This is a genomic window from Chryseobacterium sp. 22543 (genome assembly GCF_052044565.1).
Lineage (GTDB): Bacteria > Bacteroidota > Bacteroidia > Flavobacteriales > Weeksellaceae > Chryseobacterium.
The window spans coordinates 178102-195319 of record NZ_JBQENH010000005.1; the positions used below are offsets into that span (position 1 = coordinate 178102).

The 17218-nt window shown below is 37.6% G+C and carries 13 protein-coding genes and 1 riboswitch; of the genes, 3 read left to right on the top strand and 10 right to left on the bottom strand.

Annotation, left to right across the window (positions count from 1 at the left end; all coding sequences use genetic code 11):
* Positions 1–2: 2 nt before the first annotated feature.
* The 3 genes from ACTJIP_RS18535 to ACTJIP_RS18545 all read right to left on the bottom strand — a co-directional run bounded on the left by ACTJIP_RS18535 (position 3) and on the right by ACTJIP_RS18545 (position 8005).
* Positions 3–2426, bottom strand: coding sequence for a TonB-dependent receptor plug domain-containing protein (locus tag ACTJIP_RS18535; protein ID WP_440704934.1), 2424 nt, complete (start codon positions 2424–2426; stop codon positions 3–5).
* Positions 2427–2520: 94 nt separating this feature from the next.
* Positions 2521–2626: riboswitch (SAM riboswitch) on the bottom strand.
* 270 nt (positions 2627–2896) lie between these two features.
* Complete coding sequence (locus ACTJIP_RS18540; protein WP_440704935.1) at positions 2897–5734, bottom strand: alpha-amylase family glycosyl hydrolase; 2838 nt, start codon at positions 5732–5734, stop codon at positions 2897–2899.
* A gap of 192 nt (positions 5735–5926) precedes the next feature.
* Positions 5927–8005: a T9SS type A sorting domain-containing protein gene (locus tag ACTJIP_RS18545; protein ID WP_077419434.1), complete on the bottom strand. Its 2079-nt coding sequence runs from the start codon at positions 8003–8005 to the stop codon at positions 5927–5929.
* A gap of 154 nt (positions 8006–8159) precedes the next feature.
* On the opposite strand from ACTJIP_RS18545, the gene ACTJIP_RS18550 reads away from it, so the two are divergent.
* Positions 8160–9032, top strand: a complete 873-nt coding sequence (locus tag ACTJIP_RS18550) for a helix-turn-helix domain-containing protein (RefSeq protein ID WP_175627303.1) — start codon at positions 8160–8162, stop codon at positions 9030–9032.
* A gap of 93 nt (positions 9033–9125) precedes the next feature.
* On the opposite strand, the gene ACTJIP_RS18555 is transcribed toward ACTJIP_RS18550, so the two are convergent.
* Together ACTJIP_RS18555 and ACTJIP_RS18560 are read right to left on the bottom strand one after the other, a co-directional pair.
* On the bottom strand, positions 9126–9410 hold the full coding sequence (locus ACTJIP_RS18555) for a hypothetical protein (RefSeq protein WP_172625768.1): 285 nt from the start codon (positions 9408–9410) through the stop codon (positions 9126–9128).
* 93 nt (positions 9411–9503) lie between these two features.
* Complete coding sequence (locus ACTJIP_RS18560) at positions 9504–11111, bottom strand: fumarate hydratase (RefSeq protein ID WP_047381802.1); 1608 nt, start codon at positions 11109–11111, stop codon at positions 9504–9506.
* Between the two features lie 226 nt (positions 11112–11337).
* On the opposite strand from ACTJIP_RS18560, the gene fumC reads away from it, so the two are divergent.
* Positions 11338–12732: a class II fumarate hydratase gene (gene fumC, locus ACTJIP_RS18565; RefSeq protein ID WP_219071924.1), complete on the top strand. Its 1395-nt coding sequence runs from the start codon at positions 11338–11340 to the stop codon at positions 12730–12732.
* A 75-nt stretch (positions 12733–12807) separates the two neighbouring features.
* Here the strand turns inward: fumC and ACTJIP_RS18570 are convergent, their stop codons facing one another.
* The 3 genes from ACTJIP_RS18570 to ACTJIP_RS18580 are packed head-to-tail and all read right to left on the bottom strand — an operon-like array spanning position 12808 to position 15034.
* Complete coding sequence (locus tag ACTJIP_RS18570) at positions 12808–13848, bottom strand: porin family protein (RefSeq protein ID WP_077419430.1); 1041 nt, start codon at positions 13846–13848, stop codon at positions 12808–12810.
* Between the two features lie 30 nt (positions 13849–13878).
* A complete protein-coding gene (locus tag ACTJIP_RS18575) occupies positions 13879–14487 on the bottom strand; it encodes a hypothetical protein (RefSeq protein WP_428168796.1) in 609 nt (202 codons plus the stop codon).
* Positions 14474–15034, bottom strand: coding sequence for an RNA polymerase sigma factor (locus ACTJIP_RS18580; protein ID WP_440704936.1), 561 nt, complete (start codon positions 15032–15034; stop codon positions 14474–14476). The genes ACTJIP_RS18575 and ACTJIP_RS18580 overlap by 14 nt, the downstream gene beginning before the upstream one ends.
* A gap of 247 nt (positions 15035–15281) precedes the next feature.
* On the opposite strand from ACTJIP_RS18580, the gene ACTJIP_RS18585 reads away from it, so the two are divergent.
* The gene (locus tag ACTJIP_RS18585) at positions 15282–15488 is read left to right on the top strand and encodes a bacteriocin-like protein (protein WP_219071925.1); all 207 of its coding nucleotides are present in this window, start codon (positions 15282–15284) and stop codon (positions 15486–15488) included.
* 56 nt (positions 15489–15544) lie between these two features.
* On the opposite strand, the gene ACTJIP_RS18590 is transcribed toward ACTJIP_RS18585, so the two are convergent.
* Complete coding sequence (locus tag ACTJIP_RS18590) at positions 15545–16483, bottom strand: Dyp-type peroxidase (RefSeq protein WP_077419426.1); 939 nt, start codon at positions 16481–16483, stop codon at positions 15545–15547.
* Between the two features lie 18 nt (positions 16484–16501).
* Positions 16502–17218 (bottom strand): ABC transporter ATP-binding protein, encoded by a 717-nt coding sequence (locus ACTJIP_RS18595; protein WP_047381821.1) that lies wholly within the window; start codon positions 17216–17218, stop codon positions 16502–16504.

The following is a 17218-nucleotide window of genomic DNA, read 5'->3' on the forward strand; positions in this document are numbered from 1 at the left end:
GATTAAAAATTAAAATTAAGCCTTCCGAAGAAATAATTCCCCAGTGTTCCCATCTGAACTGGCGCATATTTGAATACTCCATAGTATGAATTTTCATAAATCTGGCGATCCGGAAAAACATCAAATACATTGTTGGCCCCTACTGTAAAGTTGATACTTTTTGTGATATCATATCCAATACTGATGTCCGTAACTACTTTTGGGGAGAATTCCTGAACGCCTCCAAATGGATAACCATCTCTTATTACTTTACCAAAATAGGTATTTCTCACGAGAAAATTGAACTTCCCGATTCCATAATTTAATCCAAATGAAGCTTTTGTTTTTGGAGACAGTGTTTCAATGATATTGATCTGATCCGGACCAAAAAACTGATTTTGAGGAGTTCCTAAGTTTTCCGGAAAATGAAAGTCTGTAATTTTAGTTTCTGTATAATTTCCGGCAAGATTCATATTTAATTTTCCGTTACCAAGAATCCAGTCATAAGAAACCACTACATCTACTCCTTTCGTTTCTGTATCAATGGCATTGGCGAAGAACCTTCCGCTTTCCACCTTAAACTGGTCTAGTCTTGGGTCTGTTATATTACTGGTAATCACAATTCTGTCTTTCACTTTAATCCAGTATCCATCTATAGCGACCGTTAAATTGTGTAAAGGTTTCAGGGTAAATCCCGCACTCGCGTTGACAGAAGTTTCCTGTTTGAGTTTATCAAATCCCAGAATTCTGGCGGCTTCGCTATCGTTACTGAATATTCCTTTGGTAACAATCTTTGAGCCTGAAGTAGAAATATCCGCATATGAATTATTGAAATACTGCTGCTGAAGGGAAGGTGCCCTGAATCCTGTTCCAACGGCAGCTCTTATTGCATAATTTTTTACGAACTCATATCGAACGGCAAGCTTTCCATTCAACGTATTTCCGAAATCTGAATAATTTTCAAATCTGGCAGCGGCGTCAATATTTAATTTTTTATCTAAATCATAGGAAACATCCGCATACACAGCAGTTGAGTGTCTGTCTTTTTTCAAGGTATTGTTTGGAGAAAACCCGATAAAAGATTGAGATCCACCCGCACCCAATACTGTTGACCCTTCTGTAGCTACATTTCCATTGATATCATATTGGGTATAAGAAGCTTCATCCCCTGGTTTGATCTGGTATTGTTCAAACCTGAATTCTCCCCCAAATGCGATATTGAAACGGTTTATACTTTTGGAAACATCAAGATTCACGGTATTCTGAAGAAAACTATGGGCTCCTGCATAAAACCGGGTTGGCGATTTTACCCCGAGAGAAGCATTATTGGTATTGCTTACATTATAATTGAAGGTATTACTTCCGAATGTGTTGCCTAGATCTAATACCCAATCATTGACATTATATTTTGCTCCTACTGCATAGGAAATATCATATACCTGAGATCCAAGAGTTGCCTGAAAGCCGTTCGGATAAATGGATGAAACCACATTGGATGTTTCGCTCGGCAGTCTTCTGAAACCAAAGCCTTTTCCTTCTTTGATACTAAAACCTCCGAAAGAATAGATTTTAAATTGATCGTTAAAAGGATATTCTGCATTGAAAAACAACTGTCCCTGCCTGATCTGCGCATCTCCAATCTGGAAATTGAAATCATCACGTGACAATCCCCGCTCCTTAATCTTCGCATCATCTGCAGCTCTTGCCGCTTCAGGATCATTTGCAAAGGCGTAAGCGAAATTATCTCCGAAAATATCTAGATCGTGATTTTGAGTTCTTGTGGTTTTTCCTCTGTGGCTTAATTGTAGAGAAAGGTTGATATAACCCTCTTTTTTTCCTAATGAAGTACCATAATTGGCTCCTGCCTGATAGGTATCTCCATCATTTCTCCCGGTCAATCCATACGTAAGACTTGCTGAGGCTCCCGTATTTTTTTTAAGAATAATATTGATCACTCCTGCAATGGCATCAGAACCGTATTGTGCTGCAGCTCCGTCCCTTAACACTTCTATTCTATCAATAGCAATAACAGGAATTGTACTCAGATCTGTTCCTACAGAGCCATTCCCCACGGTATTCTGATAATTGACTAAAGAAGTGGTGTGTCTTCTTTTCCCGTTCAGCAATACGAGAACCTGATCAGGACCCATTCCTCTTAAGGTTACAGGATCAATATGTTCCGTACCATCAGAAGCAGACTGTCTTACGGAATTAAACGATGGGATAACATAATTCAGAAGATCCTGAGCAGTCATTTGCGGAGAACTCCTTTGAATTTTGTCAATATTGATAACATCTACAGGAACCGGTGTTTCCAGTTTTGTTCTTTTTACATTACGGTTTCCAACGATAACAATATCTTCTATTTGTTTTCCTTTCTCCTCATTCTCCTGAGCAGCAACCAAAATTGCCCCAAGCAATAATACAGCTGTACTTAATTTTTTCATTTTTGTTCTTGCCAATTAATAATTACAGTCTGACGGATTTTTCCGCAGATATACAAGACTTCAAGAAATGGAATTCATATAAGAATATTGACTTCGCTTATCTCCCCCTCAGGGTTGGAATTAGCACCTTTACACTTCTCGAATCGTGCAGGTTGCTAAGGTTTCTTTGGGCCAAATCCCTCCACCTTTCTTGATAAATCTACTGCAAAAGTAGACTATTTTTTTAAATAGACAAAAAAGGCAAATCTGCTACACTGCAAATTTGCCTTTTATTATTTTATAGAACTTGTTTAAAGTTTTATTTTTGAAACATTAAGATTATAGTAAGGCGATAAGAGTATTAAGATAAGCTTCGCCTTAAGCTTAAAAATCAGAATGATTCATCTTAACTACACTTTATTTCTTAAATCCTTCTTAATGGTTTCAATATATCCTACATTTTTAAGTCTAAACAACTTCATAATTTGTTTTTATCTGATTATCATCTTTTGAATGGCAATTCCGGTTTCCGATTTCAACTGCACCAGATAAGTTCCTGCAGGATAACTGACTTTCATTTCATAAGTTCCGTTTTCTTTATTCAGTTTGAATGAATCCAGTTTTTTACCCGTCATATCAAAAATCAAAATTTCTCCGTTTTTTGCTTTATTAAAAATTAATTTCGCCACTCCGTTTTGTATTGGATTATCAGCGATCTGAAGTGATAATTTATTTACAGTATTTGGATCTGTTGTTGACAGTGCACCTCCATAATTCCCGAAAATCCTGAATTCTCCTGGCTGTAAAGTTATCGGAGCCGTGGTAGAGGCGATATTCGAAATACTGTCATCCATGAGATTCTGCCATTGCCCTGTGTAAGGAAAGAAAGGAACAACATTTTTTGCAGATATATCATAATTGGCCAGTACGACAACATTTTTTATCCCGGTTGTAATAGCCGGATCATAGAGATAAATTCTTGTGATCAATCCGTCCGGATCATTAATCAGATTATTGGATTCTATACTGTACGTTTTAGTTTTAAAAATCTGATGGGTATTTCTGATCGTGATTATTTTAGCCCATATATCATATACAGCTTTTCTGTTTACGTTGGTATCATAGTTTAAAGTAAATGCAACAGGCTTTTCATCCGTTCTGCACCCGTTATTGATAGTACCGTCAGCACATCTGTTGATACTGAATTCATATCCTAATTCCCCAAACTGCCAGATCATTTTCGGACCTGGAATAGTAAAGAATGTCGCACCGAAAGTTTTCATTCTTTCAAGAGCTGTATTAAGGTTTTTAACGTCATAGCTACCGTTCGCAGCACCATATGCAAGATTTTTAAACATCAATCTTTCTTCATCATGACTTTCTCCGTACCCTACAGCACGCATATTGGTAAACCCATGAAGACTATGGTTCATTCTGTCATAATTACTGTTGTCTTTATATCCCATGGTATTCTGGTTATAAGGCTCCGTTTGTTTATTCCAAAGCATCACTCCTTTTCCCTCTGCTACCCTGTAGTTTGCCCATTGCTGTTCTTCTGCATCCGTTCCCAGATGCTCAAAAATCATGTAAGAATTGGGATCGATTGCCCACTGTCTGTCTGCATAATGTTTCATGATATCCACTCTGTCCTGCTGATAAGCGTTGGTGCATGCTTCATCATTTTCGGAGCAGCTTTGGGTAAATCCTTTTGTTAAATCCCAGCGGAATCCGTCAATGTGATATTCTGTCAGCCATTGTTGAAGACATCTTTCAACGTAATATTGAGTTGAAAGGCTTGTATGATTAAAATCGTTAAATACATTGTATGAATGTTTCGGGACCTGATTGAAATAAGGATTGTTTGGAGCAACATCCCCGTAACCGTCTCCATCAGTATCTACATTCCAAAGCCTTACCAGAGGAGAACGTCCTGTTGCATGGTTAAATGCGACGTCCAGAATAACTGCAATTCCGTTCTGGTGGCAGATATCTACAAATTCTTTGAATTTTTCGGGGGTTCCATAAGCTTTGTCCAATGCATAATGGAAAGAAGTATTGTATCCCCAGGAAAGGTTTCCGTCAAATTCCATGATGGGAAGTAATTCTATTGCATTGATCTTTAGATTTTTTAAATAAGAAATTTTATTGATCAGAGACTGCCAGTTCTTTTCCTGTGTAAAATCTCTCAATAATAATTCGTAGACCACCAGATCTTCTTTCGCGGGTCTCTGAAAACTGGTTGTCTGCCAGTTATAGGCTGTCTGCCCCGTTTTAAATGTTGAAACTTCAAAACCTTGTCCGGCAGGAAATGCAGGTAAATTCGGATAGGTAGAAGCTGAGATCCACGGATCATCATAAGAAGATAAGATCTGGGGTGAATAAGGGTCTGCCACTTTTCTCAGATCATTCGTTCTGTACTGAAAAGTATAGAGCTGCTGAGGCGTAATCCCATTGAGCTCAATCCAATAAAGATCAGGGTTTGTGGTATCTTTTTTCATTAAATAAGTATCATTCACCGCCCAGTTATTAAAACTTCCAATGACATGTACAAAGCTTTTGCCAGGCGCATATAACGCAAGTCCTACTTTGGTCTGATCTGTCGGATGATAATTAATCCCCTGTTTAATCCAGTTTGGAATGGCTTCAGCAACTACATTTCTCGGAACCTGTAAAATGAATGTCGCAGTTTTAGAATTAACTCCCTCTGTGGCAACAAGTTCCATGCTGGCATCCTGAGTAACCGTATAACTGTAAGAATAGGATTGTGAAGGAGTTGTTGTAGAGTTGACAACAGTTCCGTTTGCTTTTAACTGAAATGTTGCATTGTTATTTGTGGTAGCCGTAATATTAATAGAGTTTCCTGCCGGAACAGAAGTCAGGCTATTAGCCAGAGGATTGGTAAGATTTAAGCTTAAAGTGCCCACATTTACAAAAATGTCCGGTGAGCTCTGATGAGATCCTGTTTTATCTTTTAATAAAAACCCGAACCTCCCGATTCCTGTTCTTCCGAAAAAAGAAGTCGGGGTAAAAGTAAGTGAGTAGCTGTCTGTAGCAGCATTATAATTTAGTTTATTCAGGTCATTGGAGTTGTTCCAGCTGCCATTGGTAGGACAGTCCTGACTGTTCTGATAATTAGTATCAAAAGACCATGTCCAGATATAAATGGCATTATTAGACACGCCCCATGCCGACTCATCAATCTGATCTCCGGGAACAGTAAGGGTTACGGCATCGGTTTCATTGAATGGATTCGGGCTGATGGAGTAATTGATCTGCCCAAAAACTGCCATTGCAATCAACAGAAAAACAACGGAATAAAGTTTTTTCATTTCTTATTTTTTATCGAATATAGTATAAATTTTTCTTCATAGTGACTATTCTTGTCCAGTCTTCATCAAATATTTCAATTTTCCGGGAAAAAATAAAATAAAAAAAGACTCATGAAATTTTCATGAGCCTCCCAATAAAAGTAATTGTAATGAACTATTTTTTGGACGAAAATCTTTGTTATAGAAATTCAGTTAGTCTTTTATAATCTTTTTAGAAACGGATTGTCCATTCTTTAATTTTAATTCTACGATATATAACCCTGAAGAAAGTTCAGTCATATTGATTTGATTATCTGAGAACTGCACATTCATTCTTTGCCCTACCGCATTGATAACGTTCACTTTGTCAATCGCGGAGTCTGATTTAACAGTAAGAATTCCTTTTGTCGGGTTGGGATACATTCCTATTACTACATTATTCAGCTTAATGTCTGAAGTACCTAAAGAAGATGTCGGTTTAATACATCTTACTGAAGACCCCTGACCTCTCATTCCTCCGGCTGATGGGTTGGCAATAGTGGATCCGATATATAAATATTTCGCTCCTAAACTTGATGTATCTGAACTCCAAAAATACCCTCTTTGTCCTACAAAACTAAAGTCGCCATTACTGGAACTTCTGTTTCCTCCTGCCGGTAATTTAAGATTGCTGCTGTAAGCAGTTGCCGGATTCCCAATACCTTCAGCCCCTACCAAAGCAGTCCAATCTGCCTGAGAAGGCATTTTCCAGTCTGTTCCGATCGCTTTACAAGGATCTACCCCAGCGGATGCATTAACGTCTGCCACTGATGTACCAGCCCATGTATCTGAACTTGCAAAACCCGCCCACCATGCCGGAGATCCTGCAATATACACTCCTCCAGCCGCTGCAATTCCTTCGGGAGTATTGGATGAAGGTGCTTGCGCTGTCTGTGAATTTCTAAGCTGGTGGCCGTCATCCCATCTTCCCCATTGGAAAAGGTCTCCATATGCGTTCGCATCGGCTACTGATGAAGCAACCTGTGTACTTCCCAGATTCTGCTGAAGCCATATTTTTCCGTCTGCTCCTCTTACGGTAGTATAAGCAACCTGCTGACCACGATACATAAAACTTACACAGCCTACATCACCCACATTGGTTCCCGGGTCCGTATTGCTGCATGTCTGAGGATTCAGTGTCAGAGAAATTCTTTTCACTTTTGTGGTATTGTCAGAATAAGCAAGAACAAGATAGTTATGCGCTTTATCTATAGCAAGATCATTGTATTTTGCCTCACCATCTGAAACAAAATCACCTCCAAAAGCAACCCAGTTTTGAGAATCATCTAATTTATAAACCGTATTTCTAAGGAAATTGTCATTTTCAAAACGGCTGGCAACGACATACGGTTTCCCGGATTCCGTCACAGCTAAGGCAACATGCTGAACTTTTCCTTCTGAAAAATTAGCATTTCCAACCTGAATCCAAGAGTTACCGTCAAATTTTTTAACATTCACTTTTTTTCCTCCTCCTGAGTTTGAAACATAGGCTACATAGATCGTATTAGATCCATCCAAAGCAATATCGGCGTTGTACTGTTCTCCTGAAGAAGAAGCATCTGCAGCAGCACCTCCTACCAGACTCCAGTTTTGTGAAGAATCTGCACCAGTGCTGTTTTGATACACTTTTAAACCTCCGGAAACATTACACGTATACACCATATTATTGGTTCCGATAACCATTTCAGCAAATTCAGCACCTCCTGAAAAGCCGGCATTTCCTACCTGCTCCCAGGTTCCTCCAAAATATCTTTTTACCGTTCCTGAACCATAAGATCCATAAGTGAATATAATATTATCAGAAGAAACTGCAGAAGCCTGATAATTTACAGGACTGTCTGTAGCATTCGGAAGTTGAGACCATAAAGACCCCGTAAACAAACGTACTTCCATTCCAGAATCCGGATAGCCAAGCTGATTGGTATAATAAAGACTGTTTCCGTTAGGACTTATAGACAGTGAACTGTAAGTTGCCGTTCCTGCTGTAACTCCCGCACTTCCTCCTAAATATGACCATGAACTCCCGTTAAATTTCTGAACAGAACCTCTGGCTACGGAAACATCATAATATGACAGATAATAATTTCCTGAGTTGTCTATAACTAAATTGTTAAAACTACTTCCTCCTGCTGATACATCCTGAATGCCTCCAACATTTTCCCATTGCTGAGCATACAAGCAGCTTCCGGCGATAATCAGCAACGTTAATCCCGTTCTGATTTTCTGTATTGCAAAATGTAAATCTCTAAACATATAAAATATTATTTTTAATTATTCTAAATTTAATTTAATTTTGCGCAAAAGTACCTCACATAATTAACCCCGAGTTATCATTTCTGAACTTTTGGTTATCCTGCGAAGGACTTTTACCTTAAGTAGTTGTACCATGGCTGTAAAAATGTGTTGCATGAGGAAATCATCTAAAAGTGGACTTTTGTTCAGATCCGAAGACATCAAAATCATCATGCAGGAAGATCTGTGCCCTGATCAATCCTTCAAATCTCACATGTTGGAAGGGAAGGCAAGTTTTAATCTTCTTTTTCTGCTGAGTGAGGGAATCAATTTGGAAGCTCATGACTGCGGAACCCAATTTTCATTTAAGAAAAACCAATACATTCTTCATTACTCGCCCAAAGAAAATGTCGCTGAACTATGGACGGAAAACCAGGAAGTTCTTAAATATCTCCAGATTCAGATCAATTATCAATATGTTTTCAACCTCATCAATCCGGATCTCAACCGCGAGAATGCAGAAATTCTGGAAAACATGACCCATAATAATTTCATCTTCCTTCACAAAGAGACACCACCGGATATGACGGTTGAAATGCATATGATTGTAAAGGAAATTCTGGGATATACCAAGAAAGGAATCATGCAGAAATTATTTATAGAAGCCAAGATTATTAAGCTTCTGATTTTGATTTTTGAACAGTTCAATGAGAAAAATATTTTGGAATCCACACCAAAAACGCCTGAAATGATCAGGAAATTCATTGATGAAAATTACCACAGAAATATAAAAGCGGAAGAGATCGGAAAGTATATCGGAATGAATCAGAATATGATCAGAAAGGAATTCAAGGCCTACTATCATACAACGATTGCTCATTATATATCGGAACTCCGAATGCTGAAAGCGAGGAAACTGATTACTGACAAAGAGATTATGATCAAAGAGATCGCTATTGAATGCGGTTATGAATATCTCCAGAACTTTACACGGGCTTTTAAAAAGAAATTTGGAGTATCTCCGGAAAGCCTCAGGAATAATAAATAGAAAAACCGCCTAACGAATTAAGCGGTTTTATATATGTTGTTTTGCTTTGATATTACTTTTTCAGAATTCAGGTGAAAAAGCAATGACAATCAATTAATGATGATGTCCGTGATCGTGAAGGAAAGGTCCGTTTCCTTTAGGCTCGCTATAGATAACTTCTACACCTTCCTGCTCAGAAACAAGCTTTCTTCTGATGTCTTCAGGATCGAAAGGCTTTACTTTTCCGAAATACTCTTTCAAACCTTCAGTTAGCCACATTGGGATTACTAATCCGAAGAACATAAAAATACACCAGAATCCTACTAAGAACATAGTAATGAAGAATATAGTCCAAAGGAACTGGTAAAACGGCCAAAATGCTGATAATATCGTTATCATTCTCTTAAAGATTTTAGGCAAAAATAAAGCTTTTTTCTTTTTTACACAAAAGATCAGCGCTCTATTTTATTATTTATTTTAATTTTAAACTAATTAGTGAGCAAGATTTGCGAAGAAATCGTTGCCTTTATCATCGGAAATAATGAATGCAGGGAAGTCTTTTACTTCAATTTTTCTTACTGCTTCCATTCCTAATTCCGGGAAGTCTACTACATCTACAGACACAATATTGTCTTTGGCAAGAATAGCAGCAGGCCCACCGATAGATCCAAGGTAGAAACCTCCGTATTTATGACAGGCATTGGTAACATCTTTACTTCTGTTTCCTTTTGCCAGCATAATCATACTTCCGCCGTGGCTTTGAAACTCATCCACATAAACGTCCATTCTACCGGCTGTAGTAGGTCCGAAACTTCCTGAAGCCATTCCTTCCGGAGTTTTTGCAGGTCCTGCATAGTAGATCGGATGGTTTTTGAAATATTCCGGCATTGGTTTTCCACTGTCGATAATTTCTTTAATTTTTGCGTGTGCAATATCTCTTGCTACAATCAATGTTCCGTTCAGTTTCAATCTTGTTTTGATCGGATATTTGGATAACTCTGCAAGAATTTCCGGCATTGGTTTATTTAGATTAATCTCAACTGCTTCTTCCAGATGTGGAGGTGTATCAGGTAAGAATCTTTTTGGGTCCTGCTCCAACTGCTCAAGGAAAATACCTTCTTTAGTAATTTTTCCTTTGATATTTCTGTCTGCAGAACAGGAAACACCCATTCCTACCGGACAAGATGCGGCATGTCTCGGAAGCCTGATTACTCTTACATCATGGGTAAGGTATTTTCCTCCAAACTGAGCTCCGATTGCACTTTCCTGGCAGATTTTCTGAACTTTAGCTTCCCATTCAAGGTCTCTGAATGCCTGTCCGGCCTCATTTCCTTCTGTTGGAAGATGGTCATAATATTTTGCTGATGCTTTTTTCACTGCAGCAAGGTTGGCTTCTGCTGAAGTTCCTCCAATTACCAGCGCTAAGTGGTAAGGCGGGCAGGCAGCTGTTCCAAGATCAGAGATTCTTTCTTTAACGAATTCTTCAAGAGATTTTTCGTTCAATAAAGATTTCGTCTTTTGATATAAGAATGTTTTATTAGCAGAACCTCCTCCTTTTGTCAAGAATAAAAATTCGTAGTAATCTCCTTTTTTAGCGTAGATATCAATCTGTGCAGGAAGATTAGATCCTGAGTTCTTTTCATCAAACATCGTCAAAGGAACTACCTGAGAATATCTTAAGTTTCTTTTCTGATAGGTATTGAAAATTCCTTTGCTCAAATATTCCCCGTCATCTACTCCTGTATATACATTTTCTCCTTTTTTCCCCATTACGATAGCCGTTCCCGTATCCTGGCATGAAGGAAGAGCTCCTTCCACGGCTACTGCAGCATTTTGCAAAAGGTTGTAAGCAACGAATCTGTCATTATCAGTAGCTTCAGGATCATCAATGATTCTTCTAAGGCTTTCCAGGTGTGAAGAACGAAGCATGAAAGAAACATCTGCCATAGCTTCTTCAGCCAACAATTCCAGTCCTTTCGGATCTACAGTTAAAATTTCTCTGTCACCCAGTTTTTCAACCTTTACATAATCTGATGTAAGCTTCTTGTACACCGTATCATCTTTCTGAATTGGATACGGATCCTGATATCTAAAGTCCATTCAATTTTTGTTTGTGCAAAAATACGTCTCAATAAAAAAATATGAGTAAAATCAGTCATTTAAATTGATATTTATAATGATTATAAATTGCGGGTTTGTAAGTTTATAATTAACTTTATAAAAGCTTAATAAGCAAAGCCAAAACATTATTTCTTTCATTAAAAATCAATAATGTTAAAGATTTTTATGGCTTTTAAATAAACAGATCATACAAATTTCAACCACTATGAATTACAGAATTGAAAAAGACACCATGGGAGAAGTGCAGGTACCTGCGGATAAATTTTGGGGTGCACAGACGGAACGTTCCAGAAATAATTTCAAAATAGGACCTGAAGGTTCAATGCCGCATGAAATCATTGAAGCTTTCGCTTATCTGAAAAAGGCAGCAGCTTATACCAACACTGATCTGGGAGTGCTTCCTGCTGAAAAAAGAGATATGATCGCCAAGGTATGTGATGAAATTCTTGAAGGAAAACTTAATGACCAGTTTCCGTTGGTGATCTGGCAGACGGGTTCCGGAACGCAATCGAACATGAATGTCAATGAAGTAGTTTCAAACAGAGCCCATGTCAATAATGGAGGAACATTGGGTGAAAAATCTGAAATTCACCCGAATGATGATGTGAATAAATCCCAGTCATCTAATGATACCTATCCTACTGCCATGCACATCGCTGCCTATACAAAAGTAGTAGAGGTAACCATTCCGGCAGTAGAAAAACTAAAAAATACGCTGGCTGAAAAGTCTAAAGCCTTCAAAGATGTGGTAAAGATCGGGAGAACCCACCTGATGGATGCTACTCCGCTTACTCTGGGACAAGAATTTTCCGGGTATGTGGCTCAATTGGAATTCGGATTGAGAGCTTTAAGAAATACATTACCTCACCTTTCTGAGCTTGCATTAGGTGGAACAGCTGTAGGAACAGGATTGAATACTCCTAATGGTTATGATGTAAAGGTTGCAGAATATATTTCTCAATTTACAAAACACCCTTTCATTACTGCTGAAAATAAATTTGAAGCCCTTGCTGCTCATGATGCAATTGTTGAATCTCACGGAGCTTTAAAACAATTGGCCGTTTCTTTATATAAAATTGCTCAGGATGTAAGATTACTGGCATCAGGGCCACGTTCCGGAATCGGGGAAATTCATATTCCTGAAAATGAACCGGGATCGTCTATCATGCCAGGGAAAGTAAACCCTACTCAGAATGAGGCTTTAACAATGGTTTGCGCTCAGGTTTTAGGAAATGATACAACCATTTCGTTTGCAGGAACTCAGGGAAATTATGAGCTGAATGTTTTCAAACCGGTAATGGCTTATAATTTTCTCCAGTCTGCCCAATTGATCGCTGATGCATGTATTTCTTTCAATGACCATTGTGCTGTAGGAATTGAACCCAACCATGAGAGAATTAAAGAACTTGTAGACAAATCTTTAATGCTTGTTACAGCTTTAAATACTCATATCGGATATGAAAATGCAGCAAAAATTGCTAAAACAGCCCATAAAAATGGTACAACCTTAAAAGAAGAAGCCGTCAATCTTGGTTTGTTAACTGCTGAGCAGTTTGATGGGTGGGTAAAACCTGAAGATATGGTAGGAAGTTTAAAATAATGATTCTATAACTGATACAATGCAAAAACTCCGGGAGCTTTTCCCGGAGTTTTTCGTTTTGCTGTCAAAATGTATTTAATCCAATCCAATGGCTAAGCCGAATATCAGCGCTTTATCATTTTTGAAATAACTGTCTTTAAAGAAATTGCTGAAATCTTTTTTCACAAAAAGACTGAAACTGTTATATGAGAATGTAATCTGTGCCCCATATACAAAAGGATTCACCTGATAGTTTCCCCGGTCTCTTGTCTCTCCGTCATTTCCTTTTACAATATTGTTGGTAGACATTTTCACCCCGCCATATACATTGGCTCCTATTTTAAATCCGGTGTAATAACTTCGGTATTGGATGTCCATTCCTGCATTTTTAAGCTTGGAAAAATTATACTGTACACCAAGAGGAACCATAATATACCCGGTTCTCAGCTTACTTTTCTCAAGGTTTCCGCTGTACTGAGCCAAAGCCACTCCCTGATCTGCACTTCTTGTAAAAAGCATATTGTTATCTGCTCTTACGGTTCTCCATGAGAATCCTAATCCTGAGGTAATTGCCCAAGGGCTTGTTCTGCTAAGCTGATAATTCAGTTTCAGACCAAATTCCAGGTTATTGGCATATCCTATATTTTTGTCCAGTTCATTATCCGGAGAACTGTTTGTCAATGTCATAATTCCGTAAGAGAAATACCCTGTAAAACTTCTGCTGGGACGGAATTTTTTCAACAGCTTTTCTTTAAGCTCTTCTTTGGAAGTAACATCAGTATTTAAAAGTGAATATCTTACCTGTTTCTGAATAACGTCATCCAGATCAAATCCAAGTTCTTCAATTCTTTTATCCATTTTCTCAGAATAACGGTCTGCAATCTGGGCTTTCTCTCTGTCAAAATCTGTTTTATCAAGGTTTCTTGCCTGCAAAACAACCAATTCTTCTTCCATCAGTTTCTTTTCTTCCTGAATAATGGTATTGATCTTTGTGGCATATTCTTCCACTTTCTCTTTTACAATAGGGCTTACCTCAGTGTCTTTTTTAGAAGACAGGTTAATATTCAAAGCCTTTTGTGCATGGAATGATGCTGAAATAGAGCATAGCAATCCCATTACGATTAATTTCTTGATCATATTATTAATTTTTAATTTTTTACGGACAAATTATCTGGCATTCAGGTCAATAGTTGTGGCCACATTAGTTCCATCCTTTGTCTTTTCGATAACATCTTTATGCTCTACCGAAAAAAGGAGGGTAGAAGGGTCTACATATTTTTTCTTTTTAACCGGAGTTTTCAAAGAATCAGCTTTTGCTATAAGCTTAGGATTAGAAATCTGAGGAATATCCAGTTTTTTCACTGCGGTTTCTCTGGGAATAAGTTTATTTTGACCTATTGTTACTGCAGAAATCACTTCTTCTTTATCCTGGGGGGGGATTATTTTTACTTCCTTTTTATCATTATTCTGAACAGCCAGAGGTGTATTATATTGAGCCGGTTTTTTTATGATTTCATCTGCCTTATTTTCTTCTGCCTTCTTTACTATTTCAGGTTGAATTTCTGAAGGTTGATTAAGAAAAAACAGAACGGTTCCTAAACTCAATGTCAAGACCAGACAGGCAGCCACTAAAACCCAGTTCATCTGTGATTTGGGACGGCTATTGCTGCTGTTTTGAAACTCAATTTCAGACCACAAATCACGGGAAGGAGTAATCTCTCTTTCTTCAATCTGTTTTTTGATCTGACATTCAATATTATCTTTAGACGTTTTCATTTTTCACTTTTTTTTGTTGTTGAAAGTAGATCTTTCTTAATTTTTCTTTAGCTCGGAACAGCTGTGTTTTGCTGACAGCCATTGAAATCTGCAAAGTATCAGCAATTTCCTGATGGGAATATCCTTCCAGGACATAAAGATTGAAAACCATTCTGTAGGCATCGGGAAGCTGATCCAAAAGATCCTGCGCATTAAAATCACAATCAATCCCCGGTTCATGGATGTCTTCATGAAAAGATTGGTTGATCTCATCGAGAAAGAATACCGTTTTATGGCTTTTGATAAAATTCAGGCATTCATTCACGACAATTCTTCTTGCCCAGCTGTCCAGGTTCGACTCTCCTCTGAAGCTTTCTATGTGCTTAAAAATTTTACAGAATGCTTTAATGAGACAATCTTCCGCCTGATACAAATCGCTTACATAGCTTTTGCTTACGCTCAGGAATCTCTTTACATTCTGTTCATAGAAAATCTTCTGTGCAGCCGGATCCTGTTTTTTCAGGAGGCTCAACAAATCATTCTTTTTATTTCCGAACAAAAGTTTCATGCTTATGCTGTTTCTATACTAAAGACAATCAAAACAAAAAAAGGTTACAACTTGAAAAAAAATATTTTACTATTTATTGCAATAAGTTGATTTTTTTTGTTCAGAGTTACAAATTTTACCTTCTTTTTTGTTTCAAAAAGGCGAGAAAGATTTTAATTAAAAAACTGAGGTACAATTTTTTACTTAATCTATTCAGTGTTTCATTTTTTTCCTATATTGGAGATATAATTAATTTAAAACTAAAACCATGAAGCATTTAAAAAAATTAAAAAGGGAGAACCTGAAAACAATTAACGGAGGAAATACGCCACTTTGTAATATGTATCTGGTACAATACAACGGATTTTATGCATGTTGCAGCGTACCTACAACCAATCCCTGTGAACTGAAAAAAAGAGAATGTCTGGTGGAAAACGGAATGTGTGATTCGTACAACCCCGGAAATCCAGTATAGTATTGTAAAACAATTGTTAAAGGCAGCCTTAATTTCGAAGCTGCCTTTTTTGTATTTTATCCTGAAAATTCATCAAGCATATTCCTGGTAGGAACAAAGAAAAGCGTTCCTGTAACCGCTGTACTGAAATCTAAAATTCTGTCATAATTTCCCGGAGGATCACCTATGAACATATTGGTCAGCATTTTTCTGGTTGTTGCGAATGTGCTTGAATAGGCAATAAAATAGGTTCCGAACTCATTAGTAGAAGGATTTCCAAAAGGCATATTATCTCTGACTATTTTCAATTCTTCCCCATCTTCTCCTTCGATATTGGCTAAAGCAATATGTGAATTGGAAGGTTTTACATCATCCGACATTTCAATATCGTTTTCTTTTGATCTCCCGATGACTTTCTCCTGATCTTCTGTTGACAGCCCTTTCCAGGCATCCATATTGTGCAGGTATTTCTGAACAAAAAGGTAACTTCCGCCTTTGTACTGAAGGTCTTCATCTCCGATTTTTGCAAAATAATCACGGTCATCACCATGTGGATTCTCTGTTCCGTCTACAAAACCAAGAATGGAACGTGCATCCCAATATTTAAATCCATGAATCTCCAGAATACTTTCTGCCACTGAACTCAATAGTTTGGATATTTCAACAGCCATATCGAAAATCAGGCTTTTATTATCCGCTCTCAAGTGAAAATGAAGGTCTCCAGAAGTGGAAACAGCTGTGTGCTTCACTCCTTTTATTTCTTCAAAATTGATTAATTCTTTTGGCAAAGGTGTAGGAAGATCCAGTTTTCTCCATGCTTCAGCCCCAATTCCCATTACACAGCTTGCCCTGCTGTCTGGAAAACGGTTAAAAACGGAATTATTAAGATTTAATACCAAAGCGCATAGTTCCTGAAAAATATTTTTCAGCTGTGGGCTGTCATTAAGTTTCCAGACCATGAAAATAGTATTGCTGTTCGGATAATCTGTTACATTCTGTGATTCTATCGTATTCATACCTCTATTTTTGTGGTATTAAATATCCGAAACAGAAACCTGATCTGCAAAATATTGTTCCAAATCTTTTAATGTTTCCGGATTGGTCTGAATATCTTTTACCAAAAGGCCTTTGTTTACTACCACAATTCTGTTGCAGACTTCCGTTGTATGGGAAAGATCATGACTGGATATCAGAAAAGTAACACCATCCTGTTTTGATAATTCCTTGATAAGATTTTTCAGTTTGATCTGAGTAGATGGATCGAGATTGGCAAAAGGCTCATCCAAAATAATAATCTCAGGATTTCCAATAATTGCTCCTACAATTCCTACTTTTTTCTGATTTCCTTTTGAAAGGTCACGGACGTATTTTCCTGATTTAAGGATTTCTCCATTGAAAAAATCATGAAAAGGCTTCAGGAATTCATCTACAGATGCTTTGTTCTGCCCTCTCAACTCTCCAATGAAATAAAAATATTCCTCAGGAGTAAGGTATCCAATGAGAAATGTATCGTCAACAAATGCTGAAACTTTATTTTTCCATGCTTCAGATTCATCTACTTTAATTCCGTCAATACTTACAGAACCTGTTGTAGCCTGAATTAAATCCAGCATCAGGCTGAAAAGAGTTGTTTTTCCTGCTCCGTTGTTTCCTACGAGACCAAATGTTTCCCCGTTTGGAATTTCAAGATGTTCGATATTAAGAACCGTTGCCGTTCCGTATGTTTTAGATAAATTTTGTATGTTGATCAT

Bases quoted from the DNA above. Each gene is read 5' to 3' on its own strand.
- ACTJIP_RS18535 (WP_440704934.1), bottom strand. From the start codon at position 2,426: ATGAAAAAATTAAGTACAGCTGTATTATTGCTTGGGGCAATTTTGGTT.
- ACTJIP_RS18540 (WP_440704935.1), bottom strand. From the start codon at position 5,734: ATGAAAAAACTTTATTCCGTTGTTTTTCTGTTGATTGCAATGGCAGTT.
- ACTJIP_RS18545 (WP_077419434.1), bottom strand. From the start codon at position 8,005: ATGTTTAGAGATTTACATTTTGCAATACAGAAAATCAGAACGGGATTA.
- ACTJIP_RS18550 (WP_175627303.1), top strand. From the start codon at position 8,160: ATGAGGAAATCATCTAAAAGTGGACTTTTGTTCAGATCCGAAGACATC.
- ACTJIP_RS18555 (WP_172625768.1), bottom strand. From the start codon at position 9,410: ATGATAACGATATTATCAGCATTTTGGCCGTTTTACCAGTTCCTTTGG.
- ACTJIP_RS18560 (WP_047381802.1), bottom strand. From the start codon at position 11,111: ATGGACTTTAGATATCAGGATCCGTATCCAATTCAGAAAGATGATACG.
- fumC (WP_219071924.1), top strand. From the start codon at position 11,338: ATGAATTACAGAATTGAAAAAGACACCATGGGAGAAGTGCAGGTACCT.
- ACTJIP_RS18570 (WP_077419430.1), bottom strand. From the start codon at position 13,848: ATGATCAAGAAATTAATCGTAATGGGATTGCTATGCTCTATTTCAGCA.
- ACTJIP_RS18575 (WP_428168796.1), bottom strand. From the start codon at position 14,487: ATGAAAACGTCTAAAGATAATATTGAATGTCAGATCAAAAAACAGATT.
- ACTJIP_RS18580 (WP_440704936.1), bottom strand. From the start codon at position 15,034: ATGAAACTTTTGTTCGGAAATAAAAAGAATGATTTGTTGAGCCTCCTG.
- ACTJIP_RS18585 (WP_219071925.1), top strand. From the start codon at position 15,282: ATGAAGCATTTAAAAAAATTAAAAAGGGAGAACCTGAAAACAATTAAC.
- ACTJIP_RS18590 (WP_077419426.1), bottom strand. From the start codon at position 16,483: ATGAATACGATAGAATCACAGAATGTAACAGATTATCCGAACAGCAAT.
- ACTJIP_RS18595 (WP_047381821.1), bottom strand. From the start codon at position 17,218: ATGATCAACATACAAAATTTATCTAAAACATACGGAACGGCAACGGTT.